The sequence below is a fragment of the Paenibacillus thiaminolyticus genome, assembly GCF_003591545.1.
Lineage (GTDB): Bacteria > Bacillota > Bacilli > Paenibacillales > Paenibacillaceae > Paenibacillus_B > Paenibacillus_B thiaminolyticus_A.
On sequence record NZ_QYZD01000001.1, the window covers coordinates 88,999 to 106,987 of the forward strand.

Below are 17,989 nucleotides of genomic sequence, written 5' to 3' on the forward strand. Positions count from 1 at the left end.
ATGGCATTCAATAGGGATTAACGAAGCTTTGTCTCCAACAAAGGTTTTAATGTAGCCTGGCCTGACTCAATCTCTCGTTTGTCCAAATACAAGATGGAACTCTTATCCGACTGCTCGTTATGGGCAAACATATAGCGGTCATCACCTGGAACCATTTCAATATGTTTAGAAAAAGGAGAGAAATCGATCTTATGGACCAGAGTATTATCTTTGAAAATCGATAGCTGAACCGGGATGTCTGGAGCATACGCATGGACATATCCGCCTATAGGCTGGATATAAGTATATGACGAATCCTTGTAAATATAGGAAATGATAGGGGGATGATCGATCGTAACTTCTTCGATATCTTTCCCTTCCAGGTCAGACGAGTATTTCTTATGCGTCCGCTTGTCCAGCGGATCTCCATAGAAATAAGAGAAGTACAGCCTGTTATTAGCGATGCTGCGTAAGCTGGATAATCCCCCATCTCCGCGATCCCACAATGTTGTTACCTGGCCGCTTTGAAGATCGTATCGTTGGGTTTCATAGCCTTTCTCGTTAAATACGAGCCAGTATAATTGCGTTCCATATGGAATGATATCGGTTATCTCATTCACTTTATCAGATGCGTGATAAATCAATTCGGGATCTTGCTTCAAATTATCAAGGCTCGCTTTGAAAACATTAAGTTCCAGGTCATTCTCTCTGCTCCCGTCTGTCGTCGTATAATAAAGAAAGCCCCGGTGAATGGCCAGTGATCTCGGTGCGGCTTCAAAGGCTTTGATGACTTTTCGATTTTGTCCGTCCGGATCTAGCCTGACGAGCGTCCAAGTATTATCGAACCTCGAGCGTTTGCTTTCTCGATCCAAGTAGCTTTCTAACACATACAGATGTGTATCATAATATTGTAAAAACTGAGGCGGATTGGATGATGAAAATGGAACGAACGCGAAGCAGTTTTCTGTAGTCGGAATATCCATGCATTGATTGTCAGGACGATTATCCAGAAGAATGGGCTTTGTGCTCTCTTTGTCCATATAATAAATAAGTTGTTGATGAAGGAAGTAATATCCCGTCTCTGATCGGGTTATCTTCAAACCATATCCTTGTTCATGGAACATAAATGGATAATCCCAATCCAAGTGATATTCATTGTCGCCTGGAAATGTCTTACTGGAACACCCTGATGCAAGGATCAGGCATAGTAGCAGGGTAAAGGAAATGTATTTCTTCATCACGGTATCCTTTCTCTAGATATTGCAGTTATGAGACGATAAAGAGATAATGCCTTGGGGAAAGTGATCCGTTCCCCTCACCCAAGGCTAAATCATTAATGTGAAATATTACTAGTAGTTAACCGACGTAGTATCTTCCCATGTAGCAGAACCTACTTCCGCCTTATGCTCTGCAGATGCGGATACTGACAATGCAGGCACGTATTGTGCTTTGGCGGTAGCCGAGACTCCGGGCTGCTTCTCATAAGCCGAAGCTGTTGAAGAGCGAGTCACGGTTGCATCTCCATGCTTGTAGTAGTAAGTTACTTTAACATGAGAGTAGCAATTGCTGCCTCCACATGAAGTTTGTCCTGAGGCGCTGTCGCTGTAAATTGTTACCCTGCCAGAAGTATCATTATTTCCGGCTTTACCAGTCGTATATGACTTGGCATAAGCCCCGCTAGCAAATAACATCGATGCTGTCAGCACAGTAGTTACAAGAGTTAAACACTTTCTGCGGTTAAGCTTCAAGAGAATCACTCCTAATCAGTTATTAGGTGATTTGCAAGTGATTTTCCCATGGTGTTCCTACCAGTATTCGGCCGAATTAGTAGTACTAATACAACCCGATACATATATTACCACATAGTAGGTTCATATGTAATAAAAATTTAAGCGCTTCAGATGAAACCCCTAAGTCACCAGATGCCGCTGAAACACGCCGGGGTACCCAGCCTTGCACCTGAAGCACAAGCAGAGGCATACCATTCGTATGCCTCTCTCTCAATCTATGACACTTTGGCCAAATGCCCAAAGTGGATGAGGCGAATGCGCTGCACTCGAATGGCGTATCGCAGAATCGGAGAGGTCAAGGCGCGGAGTTCCCCATCCTTGGCTTCCGGTTCGATGCGGAGCAGATGAGGTTCCTCAAGGTACCGGGGATGGCACATGATCTCGGTTGTTCCCTCGTGCAAATGATGAATATGATGCAGGAGCCGGGTCAGGCCGTCATCGGCATCATACGTATCCATGATGAGACGATCGGTGCGCAAGGGCCGCCTGATCGGGTCGTTGGACCAAGGATGCAGCCGTATCGGGATGTTCCTCTGCTGGGCGAACGACTTCATAACGGCATATACTGGGGGAACCTCAAGATGTATATGTTGATGGGAATCCAGGTGGGTAGGCATAATTCCGGCGGTGACCAGCTTGTTGTACTGATGAGTCAGCTCTACTTCAATCTCCGCCTCTCTCCAGGCGTGCCGCTCTCCCGAGAAGCTGCCGTCCCATTCCCGCAAGGGATGGAATGCACTCAGGGGGAGCGATGGCGGTTCCGCAGGTTAAATTGAAATGTAGGCCCACCCCTAACGACGGAGTACGCAGCGCCCACCCGACAGCCTGCTGGAATGCCGACATATTTGCCAGGAGTGAGCTGCTGGTTACGGTTCCGAAGGAATGGGCTTCCATAATTCCTATGTTGACAGGCTCGGAGTATCCTAAATCATCAGCATTCATAATCAGATATTTAGCCAAGGCTGGGCTCCCCCTCATTCACGAGATGAACATGCTCTTATTGTATGTGGGGGCTCATCTAAGAGTGCGCAGTTCACGCTACGAATCCCTGACTGCGAGGAACTGTTGGCTCATAAGCGATATCGGGGCGTTTCCTCGATGGCTACAGCGTATGCTTTCGTTCCAAGCGGCGAAGAAGCTTTCTCGTAATTAGGTACGAGACGACAACGGAGATCACCAAGGAAAGCGAGTATCTCGGCTGAGGTGCCTCGATTGAGCCAAGGATCGGGGTAATGAAACCGCCATGTCTCAAAAACGAGAAAATGGCGGCTCCAATGTTAACCGTGTCCCTAATTAACGTACTTTGGTGACCGGATAAGGGTGCGGCAGCTCGATGCCCGCGCGTTGAACGATCGCCCGAGCCGTGTCCTGCACGCGATCGAGAATCGCGTCCTCATCCAGGGTGACAATGCGGCGATCCTTCATAATCCATTGTCCGTTGCACATCGACGATTCGACGTTGCTGGAATGCATCGCGTAGACGAGGGTCGATACGGGATCATGCACCGGCAGCACGCCTGCGCTGCGCGGATTAATGATGATAAGGTCGGCCTTCTTGCCTGCCTCCAGCGATCCGATCTCATCCTCCCACCCGAGACAGCGCGCTCCGTTGACCGTCGCCATCTCCAGCACCTGCACGGCCGGCAGCTTCGTCGGGGTGAGTGTGCGGCCTTTGTGAATAAGCGCGGTCAGGAGCATTTCGTCGATCATATCCATCCGGTTGTTGCATGGCGCGCCGTCCGTAGCGATGGATACGGTAATGCCGCGCTCCAGCATCTCCGGAATGCGGGCGAAGCCGAGCACGCGCATCGCGGCCGCCGGGTTGTGCGATACCTTCACATCGTGCAGGCGGAACAGATCGATCTCCCGATCCGTCATCCATACGGTGTGAACGGCCAGCATATTCGGGCCGAGCACGCCGAGATGAGCCAGATGCTCTACGGTCGTGCGGCCGCGCTGCTCCTCCACGAAGCGGATCTCCTCCGGAATCTCCGCCACGTGCATATGGATGCCGACCCCGTGTCGATCGGCCAATTCCTTCGTGCGCACAATCAGCTCGTCCGAGCAGTTGAAGATCGTGCGAAGGCCGAACCAGACGCGCAGGCGCCCGTCCGCCTTGCCGTGCCAGCGATCGAACAGTTCTTCCTGCACGGCGAGCGAATGCTCCGTCGACTCCTGCCATGGATCCGGCAGCCCTTCCGGCATATCCATCGTCGCGCGGCAGAGCACGGCCCGAATGCCTGCCTCCTGCACCGCACGGGCGATGCCGTTCACTTCCTTGCCGCCCGCCTCCGCGAACGTCGTCACGCCCGAACGGATGAGCTCCAGGCTGCAAGCCAGCGCGGACAGATACGCTTCTTCCTCGGTCATGCAGCTCTCATAAGGGAAGACGCGCTTGTATAGCCAGGTGAGCAGATCGACATCGTCGGCAATGCCGCGGCCGAGCTGCTGCATCGTATGCACATGCGTATTGATAAGCCCCGGCATGACCGTCTTCCCGTTCAGCTCTACCACTTCCGCATCCGCCCGCACCTCGGACGGATCGACTGCGCCTATCGCCTTGATGCGATCGTTCTCAATCAGCACATCGCCGTTCTGGAAGACGCGGCGCTCTCCATCCATCGTCAATATCCAGCCGTTCTTCAACCATACTTGTCTCACCGGATAATCCCTCTCTTCGCTTCTGCAAATGTTTATCGTCATGGTCGATCAGGTCACTTCATTACTTGTTTACGATACCAGTCTAACCGACTCGATGTCAATTAAATCACGAACGTTTCAAGAATTAAAAAGATATAATGTTCGCTTTTGGTAAAGATCGGGAGCGGCAGACAGCTTGTCGCATTTTTACAATCCTTGCTCAACGGAAGAAGCTACTATCGCGGCACGATATGGAGAGGGAGCCTTCTCCCTGAGAGCAGAGGAGTGAGTGAATTGGAAGATTTGAAATACGAGTTCTATATTGGCGCCCCTGTCGACACGGTCTGGAATACATTAATGTCACCGGAAGGGACGCGCCAAATCTTTTTTGGCAGCGAACTTCGGTCTACGTTCCAGGTCGGGGATACGTACGAATACGTAGGACCGGGTAATGATGGCGATGAGACGGTCCACGTGTATGGCACCGTGCTGCAGTATGAGCCGAACAAGGCGTTTAGCGGAACGGAGCATCCGGGCCCGTCCTATAACAGCAACCACGCCGAACTGGAGACGAGAATCACCTTCACGCTGGAGACGGTTGGCCAGTGCACGAAGCTTACGCTTGTTAACGATCAATGGCAGGAGAACCATCCTTCCTATCAGAATGCCAAAGCCCATTGGTGGATGATTCTATCCAACGTCAAGACGTTGGCCGAGACGGGCAGAACGCTGGATCTCGGGTGGTAACCTGCCGCATTGCATGAGAAAAGAGAGCCTTACATGGGAAAAGAGCATCTGCCTTCGCGGTGCTCTTTTCCTATATAACAGACCAATCGTTACTGGGGCATCTTGCGCGTTGCGATCGCAATGCGGTTCCACGCGTTGATAGTGATGATCGCCATAATGATATTGCCGAGTTCGGCCGGTTCAAAATGCCGCGCTGCCTCATTATAGACGTCATCCGGCACATGAGTCTCCGCCACCAGGGTAACGGCCTCGGTCAACGCCAGCACGGCTTGCTCTTGCGGAGTGAAATAAGGCGTCTCCGCGCCACGCGGGAAGCGTATAGATGCGCTGTTCGGACTCTCCCAGCTTCCTAGCGTCCTTCGTATGCATATCGAGGCAGAAGGCGCAGCCGTTAATCTGGGAAGCCCGAATCTTGATTAACTCCAGCAGGCGCGGCTCCAGTCCCGAGGAAGCAACGTATTTTTCGAGCTGCCCCATCGCTTGGTAGGCCTCGGGGTTGGTTACATTCATTTGCGGTCTCTGCATCATTCGAATCTCCTCCATCGAATAGATTGCCTTCTCAGGCCGTTCACCTTTAAGACGAGAGAGACGAATATTTTGTGACACAACGAGCGTATTTTATCGTATTTGTCCGCGTTTCTCACTTGGCTCCGTTCCTGGATTCAGGGAGAAGCAGGGCGAGCAGGCGCAGCGCTCCTCTAAGCCTGACCGGTCTCCGCGTCTTCCGCACGTAACGGTAATCGGTCAGTTCCACCCCAGCATCACGCCTCGCATAGGCAAAATCATCGTCCAGCATCAGCCGGTACTCCCATACTCGCTTTTCCCAAGAAGGAATACGCGCTGCCATGTAACAATCTTCCACCCCTGGGTGAATATAGGTCTCGACGATGCCTTCCGGCAGAACGTACAGCTTGCCGATCAGCATCCGCTTGAAGCTGTCATAGGTCTCCCCTACCTCGACATGATACGGGTGAGAGAGCAGGTAATCGGGCAGAGCGACGCCAAGCGCATCAGCGAGCGCCACCACTTTCCGCAAGGTCTGCGGCGCCCCAGCGATCGAGGCAAGGAGCTGATCCCGCTCATCGATGCGCCGGAACAGCCGGAAGGGCAAGCCCCAACGGGAGCAGCGCGCACAGCACATAAGGCAGGAAGCTTCTGCCTGTGGCCATACCGTACAGGCTGCCCATATGATTGTCGACGTGGGAGATGTCTATGCCGGCCCCGCGGACGGCCTCGTATTGGGCGTTCAGCTCTCTCTTCACGTCCCGGGTGCTTGCATTTCGTTCGAACGCTTCGACGGTGGCGCGCAGATAGCCAGACCCATCATGCAGGGACAGCCCCCCGGTCAGACCGCTCCAGCGGTATCCGTCGAACTCGCTGGTCAGCGTGAGGTGCAGGCCGACGTTCCGTTGGCCGGTTCGCCGGCACCAGTCCGCCGCTTCCGCGAAGGCGGGAGCAGGAGGCATTATCGTCGCCGAGGACACAGTGCGCTCCTCCAGCAGATGCATGATGGCCTGATTGGCTGCCAGGCTCTGTCCGAAATCGTCGCAATTGAGGATGAGTCGGGTGCGAATATGGCGTTGAGTCATGACGAATGGCTCCTTCCCCAAGAATGGGGGTGATCATTCTGCTTCACGGCTAGGGATAAGAGAAAGGCGACGGCCAGAAGGCAGAACGGGACGACGCTGATCAATACCCGGAACGTCCCTTCCGGGTTCGGTCCCGGGTTTTCTCCGCTCACATAACCGAAGAACAGGCCGACGACCCAGAACGAGAGGGCCGAGATGAGACCGCTGGAGCGGATGATGAAGCCGCCGACCGCCGTATAGACGCCTTCGCGGCGCTGTCCCGTCTTCGCGTAATCCCGATCGATGATCTGGCTGCCCAGCACCGGCGGCGTGACGAGGAAGCCAGCCAAGCCGAATCCGACAATGATGCCGGCGCCGATGCCGCTGGCCAGGCCGCTGCCGAACCAGAGCGGAATGACGGACAGCCCGTAGACGGCCAGTGCAAGCCGCCAGCTGCGGACGCCGCCCAGCCGGTTGACGATCCAGTACCAGACCGCGACGAGCGGGATGACGGAGACGAAGACGGATGCCAGCAGCAGGGATACCTGAGATTCGGGAATCGCCAACACATATTTTGCGTAGAAGGGGATCATGGAGCTGACGAGGCCATTTACGGTCTGGGCGAACGAGTTGGCGATGTTGAACATCCAGAATTCGCGATTCTTCAGCGTCTCGCGGAACGCTTCCTTCAACGGGAGCTGCGGCTCCTGCTGAATATTCATATTTTCCTTGACGGAACCCATGCACAGCAGCATGAATACGGCGAAGAGAAGGGCGTAGACCAGGGACATATAGCCGAAGCCCATCACGGCGAACAGAATCGGAGTCAGGGCGGAGCCGATTAGGATAGCGGCGATCTGGAAGCCTTGCTGGATTGCGGAGGCCTTCGCCCGGAGGCGTTCCCCGCGGAACAGCTCCGGGAACAGCGCCCCATAGTTGACCCAGATGACGGTCGACACCGCTTCGAAGAGCAGGAGCGCAACGAGGAACCAGAGGAACAGGCTGTTCTGGTGCTGCGCCAAGCCTTGCGGCACGGCGAAGATCATGCAGAACGTCATCATGAACAGCGGGATCGAAGCCCAGATCCACGGCTTGCGCCGCCCGAAGCGCGTTCGGGTGCGATCGGACCAATGGCCGAACAGCGGTTGGTTGACGGCATCCCAGATTAAATAGATCGTGCGGGCCAGCGTAGCCAGCCCGACGCCGAGCCCCAGCTTCTCGACGTAATAGTAGCTGTAGAAGGCGCTGAAGGCTTGTGTCGGCACCATCATCGCGAACATGCCGAGCGCGTAGGACAGCGGGGAATTGCGCCACGTTCCGCGCATCAGAAGCTCCTCCGTTCTTGGGAACTGTCTGCCGTCTCATGGAACGTTGGCAGAAGCGCTCCCATACGGCGTTGAATGAATCCGCTACTTACGTATGTATGCGGCCGGAGCGCGAATTAGAATGAGATTGACCCTGCCGGGCGGCAGCCGCCGGTCCGCGCTTTCGCGGGCCGGCCTGCGGGCTCTTTCCCCGCTGTCACTGCTGCTGCAGCTTCGCAAATAACTGATCCACTTTGTCTTTATCCGGTATGAACTCCTGCGTCAAATTTCTGAGATCCTGTTCGTTCTCGAATTGATCCAGCTCTTTGCCGTACCAGCTCTGCAATTGTTCTCTGGTGATGAGGTAGCTCTGGCCCTCGAGCTCCAGGTGGACCTGGTCGACATTCTGTACCAAGGCGAACAAAAAGGTAGCGTTGAAAATGACGGTCTCTCGAATCTCACTTTCACTCATCGGAGAAGCTGCCTCATTATACTGCAACGTGATACGGTAAGGCTTCTCGGCCGTGCTCAGCGAGAACTGCTTCAATCGGTCGCTCTGCGGAAGTATCCCCAGAATGCTGCCGATGGCGCTGTTATCGCCGATATAAGAATTTTTGTACTGGAAAATGTCTTTGTCTACAGCGCCTGCGCTACGGCTGTTCGAGTCGCACCCCGCGAGCGTCAACAATAGGACAAATAAAAAAATCAAAAGTCTGCTCACTTTCATCGATGATCCTCCCTGTTCGTCTGCCCTCGATTTCGAAGGATGGCGTCATTCGAATTCCTTGTTCGTCTTCAGCAAAGTCAGAATATCTTTGGACGTGTAGCCTTTAGCGATGACTAGCACAATAATCCGATTAATTATAAATAATACTATAATTAGAAAAATAGTGCCGCGATTCCCCCGGCAACCTGGCCCCAAAATACGATTTATGTTGCCCGCGTATATATGTTGAATCATCCGATTCTCATATCAGAACTGTATTAAAGATGCCCATGGACAAGGTAAGAACAGGTACGGACAATAGTGCCAATAATGATTTGTTTACTATCTTCTTAGTACGCATCACCAATGAGAACTTCATGAATAAAGTGATATATTTGAAAGCTGGCCAGCTAATCAAATTATACCGAAGCATGGATCGAACCTAAGCGATGATGAGATGGAATCGCTGCTGGAGTTAGGCAAGAGAGCATAAGTATCGGTTTATGCCGCACACGGAGTATGTCGGAATCGGAGCGTATGGAAGCTAAGACGCTTCCCTTATGTAATGTTTACACTAGCGTCCATAAAAACTTTGCTATGTATGCTGCGGCAGGACTGTATTCCGGATGCAATGGCTTTCGGAATAGGGGTCCATTTGAGGGTAATATTGGAATAAATACGCACCGCTAACGCTGGTATCAAACTCTACTTTTGTAAAGATTTATTTTTTGATAGCATGATATAATACACGCATAATCATTCTGCCCGAGAGGTGAAGCGCATGACCGTAGAAGACATCTTGCAGAAGCTGGAGGCGATGGGGTCGGAGCAGACGAAAAAAACGTTCCTCCGGCATGGAGCCCAGGAGCCCCTGTTCGGCGTCAAGGTGGGGGACCTGAAGAAGCTGGTCACAGATGTGAAGAAGGATCAAGCGCTCGCCCGGGCGTTATACGAGACGGGCAACAGTGATGCGATGTATCTGGCCGGGCTGACGGTAAACCCGAAGACGATGGACAGGGAGACGCTGCAGGCTTGGGCGAAGCGGGCCAATTGGTACTTGCTTGCGGAGTATACGGTGGCGGGGGTAGCGGCAGAAAGTCCGCATGCCCTTGCATTGGCCCGGGAATGGATGAAATCGGACGACGAGATGATCGCCACTTGCGGCTGGAGCACGTATGCGAACTATATCTCGATGACGCAGGATGAAGACTTGGATCTCGAAGAGATCCGCCGGCTTCTACAGCAGATTGCGGCCACGATTCATAGCGAGAAGAATCGGGTGCGCTATACGATGAACATGTTCGTGATCGTCGTCGGCTCCTATGTCCGGCCTCTGCACGAGGAGGCAGTCCAGGTGGCCGGGGCGATCGGGAAGGTGCAGGTTCATATGGGGCAGACCGCATGCAAGGTGCCGGATGCCGTGTCTTATATCGAGAAGACGGTGGCCGCCAGCAAGCTGGGGACCCGGAAGAAGACTTGTATTTGTTAAGGAGTGGACAGGATGGAAGCGACCGCACAGCAGGTGGCGGAATGGATGGTATCCGAGATTCAGGCGAAGGGAGCCGTCCATCAGAGCGATGTGATTGCGTATGTGCGCGCTCATTTCGGCGAAGCGTTCGTATTCGTGAATGAGAGGGGCAATGCGTCGCTGGACAAGGAAGTGAAGAAGGCATTCCGGAAGCTGCACCGCGGCCGGATTGCCTGGGATCGGGACGGCTTCTGCTGGGGGTGGACATAATCGTGGCACAGGCAAAATATTACGTCGTATGGGCCGGACATCGTCCAGGCGTTTATGCAAGCTGGGCGGAATGCAAGGCGCAGACGGATAACTTTAAAGATGCCAAATACAAATCATTTCCTTCCAAGGCCGCGGCGGAGCAGGCCTATCGGGACGGCTGGCAGAAGCATTGGGGCAAGAAGAAGGACGGGACAGGCTCGTCAGCCCGGGGAGGCGCGGCTTCCAGCGCCCCGCCGGCAGAGGTGGATTACGACAGCATCTCTGTCGATGTCGGCACAAGAGGCAATCCGGGGCCGGTAGAGTACCGCGGCGTGTCAACCCGGACGGGCGAGGTGTTGTTTGCCGTCGGTCCGGTTCCGAACGGTACCAACAATCTGGGAGAGTTCCTGGCTATCGTCCACTCGCTGGCGTATTTGAAGCGGAAGGGAAGTAACCAGACGGTGTACAGCGACTCTCGAACAGCCATGAAATGGGTCCGGGAGAAGAAGGTGGCCACCACCCTGGAGCGCAATGAGTCGACGAAGGAGATCTGGAATCTCGTGGATCGGGCGCTTGGCTGGCTCCAGACGAACACCTATGACAATAAGGTGCTGAAATGGGACACGAAGGCATGGGGCGAGATCAAAGCGGATTACGGCCGGAAATAGGGAGATCCAGTCCTGGCGGCACGGCAGAGTAAGACGGGCGGCATCTGTGCCGTGCCGCCAGGAGCTTCTCCGGCTTGAGCAAGAGGCGTGTATCCGGGAGAACCGCAAGGATATTGACGTCTATACAGGGATTACGGATCCGGTGGAAATATTGCGGCGGATGCATACCCGGCGGCCTACAATCCATTGGAGTCGATGCGGACAACCGCAAAGCCATTCTTCTCGCTCTGGCCTGGATTGGCGACGAGAAGGTCGTTGAGCGGTTCTGGGAATGGCAGGCCCACCCGCCGGAATGGGCAGGCACGCCCCGCCCAATATAGGCATATGCTACCCCATAATCGAAGGTGGGGGGATTATGTTGGCTGAGAGTGAACGGAAGAAGCATCTGGCTTGGCATGAGACGATGGAAATGCACGAGTTGACGGCGTTCCAGGCAAACCATCTGATGGCGTTCAAAATGATGATAGACGACGTCAAGGATGCGAAGCTGCGCGCATTATATGAGGATGCGATCTATGCAATGGAGAACAACTTGAAGGATCTGATCGGTTACTATCCGATGGCCCCTGCATTTGTTCGTCATATGGGAGACAGAGCGGATATGACCGGATTTTACGCCGGGCATCTCCTTGGCTTCTGCAAGACATCGGTCCGGAGCTACGCGATCGGCATTACCGAGACATCGACTCCGTCGCTGCGACAGACGCTGAAGAAGCAGCTCAATGCCGCAATCGACCTGCATGCGAAGGTGTTTCATTTTATGCTGGATCGCGGATATTATCCTTCGTACGACCTGCCGAAGCTGCTGGAGAACGATATGAAAAACGCCAACAAGGCATTGTCGATGTGAATGATGCAGGTGGCCTCAAGGCTCTTTTTCTGTTTTACCGGGAAAAGAGTCTTTCACTATGTAGCGGGCTTGCTTCTGAACGCTGCCGTTGCTTGCGCCGGAATAGGCCCACATCCATCCGCAAATTTTTACTGGTGCTTTGTGACCACTGTTGCTCAAGATTCGGCGAAGAGATATTATTATAAATATGATTGTGGACATTCAATGTGGAAAGTGAGCGAGTACAGATGGGGCGTAAATGGAATAATATTAAGGAAAAGAAGGCATCCAAGGATACTAACACGAGTCGTATATATGCCCGATTCGGAAGAGAGATTTATGTGGCTGCGAAGCAGGGGGAGCCGAATCCCGAATCAAACCAAGCCTTGAAGTTTGTAGTTGAGCGCGCCAAAACATACAATGTGCCGAAAGCAATCATTGATCGTGCGATTGAGAAGGCCAAGGGCGGCTCGGATGAAAACTATGACGAGCTTCGCTACGAGGGCTTCGGTCCGAATGGGACTATGGTGATTGTCGACGCATTGACCAACAACGTGAACCGGACAGCGTCCGAGGTGCGTGCCGCATTCAACAAAAACGGCGGCAGCCTTGGTGTCAGCGGATCGGTCAATTATATGTTCGATCAGACGGCCGTCATCGGCCTGGAAGGCAAGACCGCCGAGGAAGTGCTGGAGACTCTGATGAATGCGGATCTGGATGTCCGCGATATCCTCGAAGAGGACGAGGTGGTCATCATCTATGCAGCGCCCGATCAGTTCCATGCGGTTCAGAATGCGCTGCGTGAAGCGGGCACTTCGGAATTCACTGTGGCCGAGCTGACGATGCTGCCGCAAAGCTATGTGGCCCTTCCGGAAGACGTGCAGGCGCAATTTGATAAAATGATTGATGCCTTGGAAGATTTGGACGATGTGCAGCAGGTGTATCACAACGTCGATCAATAGAAGCTTGCCGCGGAAGGCACGCTGAATGAGACGCACTGCTTAGAAGAGACAAGCCCTCCTCCCGGGTATGGGTCATGTCTGAAGTGCACCCCGTAGAATAGACATTGGAACCCCCTAGGTTATCCGATGAATTCTAGGGGGTGCATTTTTATTTGATTATATACTCCTCCAGTATGCGCTCAATGGAAGAAGTGAAGTTCGATGCCGCACCCCAATCGATATTGAAAAACAACCCTTCGGAGCTTCCTGTCGAGATCGCGCGGACGTGGGTTCGCCCGTAGAGGTTATTGATAATGACTACTAATGCTGCCCTGTTTTTGGAGCGGAAATAGTACTTTCGTACACTTGCGTGCCGATGAATGTCCCCTTTGGCATTTCATGATATTCCTCATGAACCAGATTGGCATTTTGATTGTCCTTGACCAATTCCAGAGCCTTCCCGGGTGGGATGCTGACGTGAAAGCTGATATTGCTCATCGCGGCGCCTCCTTCATGTTACTGGCGTATATCTGTTCATACGATGAAGCGGTAATCGATGTTTCATCCCAACATATTGAACTGGAGAAACGAGGGCACAAAATGTCCAATGGAATGGGCTGGAATGAGTGTTGGCTTCACAAGCTCTGTATGCGACAGCCCCTGATTCTCAAAGCTCAAACTGCCGAAAACTGCAAATATGCAGCTTTCTCTTATGACATTTACTCCGTGACAGGAATTCCTGCAGAACCGCATTAATTTCGGCAATTTGAAAGAGGTAGAAAGCAGAATCGGCGAGAATAATGTACTTTTGCAGGAATTGAATAAAAAATCGGCTCAAAGAGCGTAAATTGCTGCAGTGACGCAGGATTCCACCGGTTATCCATCTGGCTTCATTACATTATCCATCTGACTTCATTACATTATCTGTCTGATTCACAACATCATCCATATTCCGCCGCTTCCCCCGGCACTTTTTCTGCTGCTTTTCCTACAGCTTTCCCTGCCGCTGTCTTCCTGTTTGTATCTTCCCGGTTATCCCGTCTTTCGCTGCATCTTCTGCACGACCAATGGTCCAGGGCCCAATGGGACAGCATCCACAACCAATGAGCGAGCGCCCGCAACCAATGGGACAGCCTGTTCCGTTCAAGCAATTATACAAAACAAGGCAGAGACGGATGTCTCTGCCTGTTCACGTGAAATATCGCGGCTTACGAGAACCGCTTCGCCAAGTCTTCGAACCGGAGCTGTGAGGTGTTCTCCAGCACCAGATCGGCGTGCGGGAAGGCGGCCGGGCTTCCGATGGCCACCGCGAACATGCCCGCGGCCTTGATGGCGTCCACGCCTGCGACCGCATCCTCGACCCCGATGCAGTACTTCGGATCGGCGTTCAGCGCGGCGGCGCCGGTCAGGAAGATTTCCGGATCCGGCTTGTTGTTCTTCAACTTCGCGGCATCCACGATGACGTCGAACTGATCCGCGATGCCGAGGCGGCCGATGACCGCCTGGGCGTTTTTGCTGGCGGAGGCGATCCCCATCTTCACGCCATGCCGCTTAATGTCAGCGATGAAGTCCGCAATGCCGGGCAGCAGGTCGGCAGGCGTCACCTTATCGATCAACTCCTGGTACAGCTTGTTTTTCCGATCCGCGAGCTGCTCCATCTCCTCATCCGTATAGGATGGCGGCGTTGGCGCTTGGCTGAGCAGGAGCTTCAGGGAATCCATGCGCGAGACGCCTTTGAGATTCTCGTTGAATTCGCGGCTGAACGGGATTCCCAGCTCTTCAGCAATCGCGTTCCAGGCCAAATAATGATACTCGGCCGTATCCGTAATGACGCCATCCAGATCGAACAGGACAGCCTGCATCGAACTTGTCTGATTCATCGTTATCGCTCCTCCCATAGGTTCCGGTTTCTTCTTCGTTGTCCTACTTACTTATTTACTTGGCGCCAAGCGGAAGATGAACCGCCCCGGTCTTGTCCAGGCTTACCGAATCGCCGTACAAGGCGATGTCCAGCTTGTCGCCTTCCAGCAGCTCAAGCGTGACGCCATTGCCGGCGACGCGCACGGCGATCAGGCGTCCGCGGAACGTAAGGCGGAAGGCGTATTGCTCCCATGCCGCCGGCAGGACCGGCGCGAGCGACAGCCCGCTCTCCTTCAGGCGCATTCCGGCGAAGCCGTAGACGATCGACATCCACGTGCCGCCCATGTTGGCGAGGTGCAAGCCGTCCTTCGTATTGCCATGCGTATTGTCCAGATCGAGGCGCGCTGTCTCGATGAAGTAGTCGTATGCCTTGTCCACGTCGCCGATCTTGGCAGCCATAATGCTGAAGATGCAGGAGGACAAGGAAGAGTCATGCGTTGTGATCCGTTCATAATAATCGTAAGACCGGCGGATGGTGTCGAGATCCTGCTCATCCTCAAGCAGGAAATGCGCCAGCACCGTGTCCGCTTGCTTGCAGACCTGATAGCGGTAGATGGTCAATGGATGATAATGAAGCAGAAGCGGATACTTGTCCTTCGGCGTATTCTCGAAGTCCCAGACCGCCTTGCGCAGGAACGTATCATCCTGCGGGTTGATGCCCAGCTCTTCATCATACGGAAGCAGCATCGCCTCCGCGGCCTTCTCCCATGCCTCGATTTCCTCGGAAGTGACGCCGAGACGATCGCACAGTGCCTTCAGCCCCGCCGCATCGTAAGATTGCAGGATAGCGCAGCTCTTGGCCGCCCATTTCAGGTTATGCTTAGCCATCACGTTCGTATAGTAGTTGTTGTTGACCAGACAGGTATACTCGTCCGGACCGGTGACCTCGTCGATATGGAAGGCCCCTTGATGGTAATGCCCGATCTCCGCCCAGAGGCGGGCTGTCTCGATAAGCACCTCGGCTCCGTAGGAGAGCAGGAACTCGTTGTCCAGCTCGGCCACATAATATTGAATATAGCTATAAGCGATATCGGCGCTGATATGATACTGCGCGGTGCCTGCCGGGAAGAAGGACGAGCATTCCGTCCCTGCGATCGTGCGCCACGGGAACAGCGCGCCCTGGCGATGCCCCATCTCCCGCGCTCTCGCTCTCGCCTGATCCAGAATCGAATAGCGGTACAGCAGCAGCTGCTTTGCAATCTCGGGCTGGGTCATGAGGAAGATCGGGAACATATAGATTTCCGTATCCCAGAAATAATGGCCTTCGTAGCCTTCCCCGCTCAAGCCTTTGGCAGAGATGTTGCTGTGCCGGTCCCGCCCGGCTGATTGAAGCAGCTGGTACAGATTGAAGCGGATGCCTTCCTGCAGCTTGTCATCCTTCTCGATGACGATATCTGCCGACTTCCAGAAATTCTCCATATAATGCGCTTGCTCCGCAAGCAGATCGTCGAACGACAGCGCCGCGAGCTGCTCATGAAGCGCAATGCCTTGCTTCACCAGACCGTCGCCGTGGCGCAGCGTGTCGGTATAGATGCTGTATTTCGTGAAGCTCACCGGACCGGATACATCGGCCGTTGCCGTATAGACAACCTGCCCGGATGCGGCTTCCCAAGCTTCCTTCGCTTCGCCGTCGAAGCGGTGGCAGGCCACGCAGGCCGCTTGCAGCGAGGACGCCATCGTCTCGTCCACGACATAGCCGTACGAGCCCTCGGTTCCGAAGTCCGCTACGGTCAGACGCTTGGCATGGCCTGCGCCGACGCGGGGATCATTCGGGTTGGTGTAGTTGGTCACATTGCCGTTGACCGTCGAGACAATCTTGATTCCGCCCGTGAAGTTGACCGGCTCAATCAAGATGTTGATGGCGAACAGTTCCCTGCGGATGAACGACACCAAGCGGCGGAAGGTCAGCTTCAGCTCCTTGCCCGATGGCGAGGTCCAGCGCACCGTGCGTTCAGAATATCCCTTGTCCAGATGAAGGCGGCGTTCGAAGGCCGTCACTTGGCCTTGATCGAGGCGGAACGGTTCTTCCTCCTCGCCGGCATAAATCTGGATAGTCTGAGCGTCGATAAGGTTGACCAGCTTCTGCTGCGTATCCGGGAAGGCGAAGAGCTTCTCCCCGTAAGGAATATCGATAACATCGTGAAAAGCGTTCAAATAGGTGCCGCGAATCGTCGGCATGGCTTCCCCGTAGCCTTCTTCGAAGTTGCCCCGTACGCCCAAGTAACCGTTGCCAAGAGCAAAGATACTTTCCATATTGAGCAGTGCGTCCGATGTCAAATCACGGTTGGAAATTGTCCAGGTCATGGTTGCGAAGCCTCCCTTGTGTGATTATGATTTGAATTTTATTTCGTAAAAGGATAAGATTATACTAAAATATTCAGATTATTATCAAGATTTTTAGGTAAATGGAGAGAGATGCATGAACAAGTCGTATCATGCCGGGGAGCGGCCAAGTTTCTTGTCGTCCCGCATGCAATATTTGCAGGATAATTATGTTCATCCTCCGTTCGATTATGAGCAAGAATTGCTGGAGGCGATCCGATTCGGCGACGAGACCAAGGCGCTCGATATGCTGAACCGCATCAACAAGCTGGAAGGCGCCGTTCTGGCTTCCTATCCGCTGCGCTCCAGGAAGAATGCCCTGATTGCTTCCTGCACACTGTTCACCCGGGCGATTATCAAGGGTGGCGTCGATGCGGAGACCGCCTTCCAGTTGAGCGATACGCTGATCCTGGAGATCGAGCGGATGAGTGACGTAGAGCGGCTCAACCTGTTCGAGTACGAGATGCTGATGCAGTTCATCGCTACGATCCAGCGGGAGAAAGAAGTGTTGCCCTATTCGCATATTGTCAATTTATCGGTGCATTATATTCGGGAGCATATTTTCCAGGATCTTGCCTTGAAAGGGATCGCGGCTCATATTGGCGTGCATCCGAGTTATTTGTCAGGTCGCTTCAAGCGCGAGACTGGCATGTCCATCACCTCGTTCATTCACGCGAAGAAGGTGGAGGAGTCGAAGCATCTGCTCATTTATACGAATCAGTCCATTTCCGAAATCGCTTTCCTGTTCAAGTTCTGCAGCCAAAGTTATTATACACAGATCTTCAGAAAATTTACGGGCATGACGCCGAGGCAGTTCCGCAGGGACAATTCCGGTAAGTAAACCTCAAAAAAAGTAGG

General features: G+C 53.6%; 22 protein-coding genes and 1 pseudogene. 9 read left to right on the plus strand and 14 right to left on the minus strand.

From position 1 onward, the window contains the following. Positions 1–17 precede the first annotated feature (17 nt). The 5 genes from DQX05_RS00445 to DQX05_RS00460 all read right to left on the minus strand — a co-directional run bounded on the left by DQX05_RS00445 (position 18) and on the right by DQX05_RS00460 (position 4,430). Positions 18–1,217 carry a hypothetical protein gene (locus DQX05_RS00445; protein WP_119789948.1) on the minus strand — a complete coding sequence of 400 codons (1,200 nt, stop codon included), beginning with the start codon at positions 1,215–1,217 and terminating at the stop codon, positions 18–20. 111 nt (positions 1,218–1,328) lie between these two features. Then, positions 1,329–1,727, minus strand: a complete 399-nt coding sequence (locus tag DQX05_RS30175; RefSeq protein ID WP_147385137.1) for a hypothetical protein — start codon at positions 1,725–1,727, stop codon at positions 1,329–1,331. A gap of 257 nt (positions 1,728–1,984) precedes the next feature. Then, positions 1,985–2,494, minus strand: a complete 510-nt coding sequence (locus DQX05_RS00450) for a ChbG/HpnK family deacetylase (RefSeq protein ID WP_182914563.1) — start codon at positions 2,492–2,494, stop codon at positions 1,985–1,987. Beyond that, entirely contained in the window at positions 2,433–2,747 is a 315-nt protein-coding gene (locus tag DQX05_RS32970) for a ChbG/HpnK family deacetylase (protein ID WP_119789951.1), read from the minus strand. Before DQX05_RS32970 ends, DQX05_RS00450 begins: the two co-directional genes overlap by 62 nt. 315 nt (positions 2,748–3,062) lie before the next feature. After that, positions 3,063–4,430, minus strand: a complete 1,368-nt coding sequence (locus DQX05_RS00460) for an amidohydrolase (protein ID WP_119790716.1) — start codon at positions 4,428–4,430, stop codon at positions 3,063–3,065. A 273-nt stretch (positions 4,431–4,703) separates the two neighbouring features. On the opposite strand from DQX05_RS00460, the gene DQX05_RS00465 reads away from it, so the two are divergent. Beyond that, complete coding sequence (locus DQX05_RS00465; protein WP_119789953.1) at positions 4,704–5,156, plus strand: SRPBCC family protein; 453 nt, start codon at positions 4,704–4,706, stop codon at positions 5,154–5,156. A gap of 89 nt (positions 5,157–5,245) precedes the next feature. Here DQX05_RS00465 and DQX05_RS00470 read toward each other — a convergent pair. The 5 genes and pseudogenes from DQX05_RS00470 to DQX05_RS00485 form a co-directional block, all read right to left on the minus strand. Continuing rightward, positions 5,246–5,684 (minus strand): annotated as a pseudogene (locus tag DQX05_RS00470) (carboxymuconolactone decarboxylase family protein). Positions 5,685–5,796: 112 nt separating this feature from the next. Then, complete coding sequence (locus DQX05_RS32765) at positions 5,797–6,297, minus strand: ChbG/HpnK family deacetylase (RefSeq protein WP_310735633.1); 501 nt, start codon at positions 6,295–6,297, stop codon at positions 5,797–5,799. Then, the gene (locus DQX05_RS32770; RefSeq protein ID WP_310735634.1) at positions 6,236–6,745 is read right to left on the minus strand and encodes a ChbG/HpnK family deacetylase; all 510 of its coding nucleotides are present in this window, start codon (positions 6,743–6,745) and stop codon (positions 6,236–6,238) included. Before DQX05_RS32770 ends, DQX05_RS32765 begins: the two co-directional genes overlap by 62 nt. After that, on the minus strand, positions 6,742–8,049 hold the full coding sequence (locus tag DQX05_RS00480; protein WP_119789955.1) for an MFS transporter: 1,308 nt from the start codon (positions 8,047–8,049) through the stop codon (positions 6,742–6,744). Before DQX05_RS00480 ends, DQX05_RS32770 begins: the two co-directional genes overlap by 4 nt. Positions 8,050–8,245: 196 nt before the next feature. Continuing rightward, positions 8,246–8,755, minus strand: coding sequence for a DUF4825 domain-containing protein (locus DQX05_RS00485; protein ID WP_119789957.1), 510 nt, complete (start codon positions 8,753–8,755; stop codon positions 8,246–8,248). Between the two features lie 760 nt (positions 8,756–9,515). Between DQX05_RS00485 and DQX05_RS00495 the strand changes: the two genes are divergently transcribed. From DQX05_RS00495 to DQX05_RS00520, 6 genes are all read left to right on the plus strand, one after another. Beyond that, positions 9,516–10,223: a DNA alkylation repair protein gene (locus DQX05_RS00495; protein ID WP_119789961.1), complete on the plus strand. Its 708-nt coding sequence runs from the start codon at positions 9,516–9,518 to the stop codon at positions 10,221–10,223. A 12-nt stretch (positions 10,224–10,235) separates the two neighbouring features. Beyond that, the gene (locus tag DQX05_RS00500) at positions 10,236–10,472 is read left to right on the plus strand and encodes a DUF6953 family protein (RefSeq protein ID WP_119789963.1); all 237 of its coding nucleotides are present in this window, start codon (positions 10,236–10,238) and stop codon (positions 10,470–10,472) included. Positions 10,473–10,474: 2 nt separating this feature from the next. Next, positions 10,475–11,119, plus strand: a complete 645-nt coding sequence (rnhA, locus tag DQX05_RS00505; protein ID WP_119789965.1) for a ribonuclease H — start codon at positions 10,475–10,477, stop codon at positions 11,117–11,119. Between the two features lie 74 nt (positions 11,120–11,193). Continuing rightward, entirely contained in the window at positions 11,194–11,439 is a 246-nt protein-coding gene (locus tag DQX05_RS00510; protein WP_119789967.1) for a hypothetical protein, read from the plus strand. A 35-nt stretch (positions 11,440–11,474) separates the two neighbouring features. After that, entirely contained in the window at positions 11,475–11,969 is a 495-nt protein-coding gene (locus DQX05_RS00515) for a spore coat protein (RefSeq protein WP_147385138.1), read from the plus strand. Between the two features lie 227 nt (positions 11,970–12,196). Continuing rightward, entirely contained in the window at positions 12,197–12,910 is a 714-nt protein-coding gene (locus DQX05_RS00520; RefSeq protein WP_119789968.1) for a YebC/PmpR family DNA-binding transcriptional regulator, read from the plus strand. A 148-nt stretch (positions 12,911–13,058) separates the two neighbouring features. Here the strand turns inward: DQX05_RS00520 and DQX05_RS31315 are convergent, their stop codons facing one another. Both DQX05_RS31315 and DQX05_RS31320 read right to left on the minus strand, forming a co-directional pair. Then, a complete protein-coding gene (locus DQX05_RS31315) occupies positions 13,059–13,271 on the minus strand; it encodes a DUF6054 family protein (protein ID WP_220483150.1) in 213 nt (70 codons plus the stop codon). Continuing rightward, positions 13,211–13,387, minus strand: a complete 177-nt coding sequence (locus tag DQX05_RS31320; protein ID WP_220483141.1) for a hypothetical protein — start codon at positions 13,385–13,387, stop codon at positions 13,211–13,213. Before DQX05_RS31320 ends, DQX05_RS31315 begins: the two co-directional genes overlap by 61 nt. On the opposite strand from DQX05_RS31320, the gene DQX05_RS30180 reads away from it, so the two are divergent. Continuing rightward, positions 13,367–13,645 carry a hypothetical protein gene (locus DQX05_RS30180; protein WP_147385139.1) on the plus strand — a complete coding sequence of 93 codons (279 nt, stop codon included), beginning with the start codon at positions 13,367–13,369 and terminating at the stop codon, positions 13,643–13,645. The two genes, DQX05_RS31320 and DQX05_RS30180, sit on opposite strands and share 21 nt — an antisense overlap. A 452-nt stretch (positions 13,646–14,097) precedes the next feature. On the opposite strand, the gene pgmB is transcribed toward DQX05_RS30180, so the two are convergent. Together pgmB and DQX05_RS00535 are read right to left on the minus strand one after the other, a co-directional pair. Further along, on the minus strand, positions 14,098–14,769 hold the full coding sequence (pgmB, locus tag DQX05_RS00530) for a beta-phosphoglucomutase (protein ID WP_119789970.1): 672 nt from the start codon (positions 14,767–14,769) through the stop codon (positions 14,098–14,100). A gap of 55 nt (positions 14,770–14,824) precedes the next feature. Beyond that, complete coding sequence (locus tag DQX05_RS00535) at positions 14,825–17,113, minus strand: glycoside hydrolase family 65 protein (RefSeq protein WP_119789972.1); 2,289 nt, start codon at positions 17,111–17,113, stop codon at positions 14,825–14,827. A 115-nt stretch (positions 17,114–17,228) separates the two neighbouring features. Here DQX05_RS00535 and DQX05_RS00540 point away from each other — a divergent pair, with 115 nt between their 5' ends. Further along, a complete protein-coding gene (locus DQX05_RS00540; protein ID WP_119789974.1) occupies positions 17,229–17,972 on the plus strand; it encodes a helix-turn-helix domain-containing protein in 744 nt (247 codons plus the stop codon). The last annotated feature ends 17 nt before the right edge of the window (positions 17,973–17,989 follow it).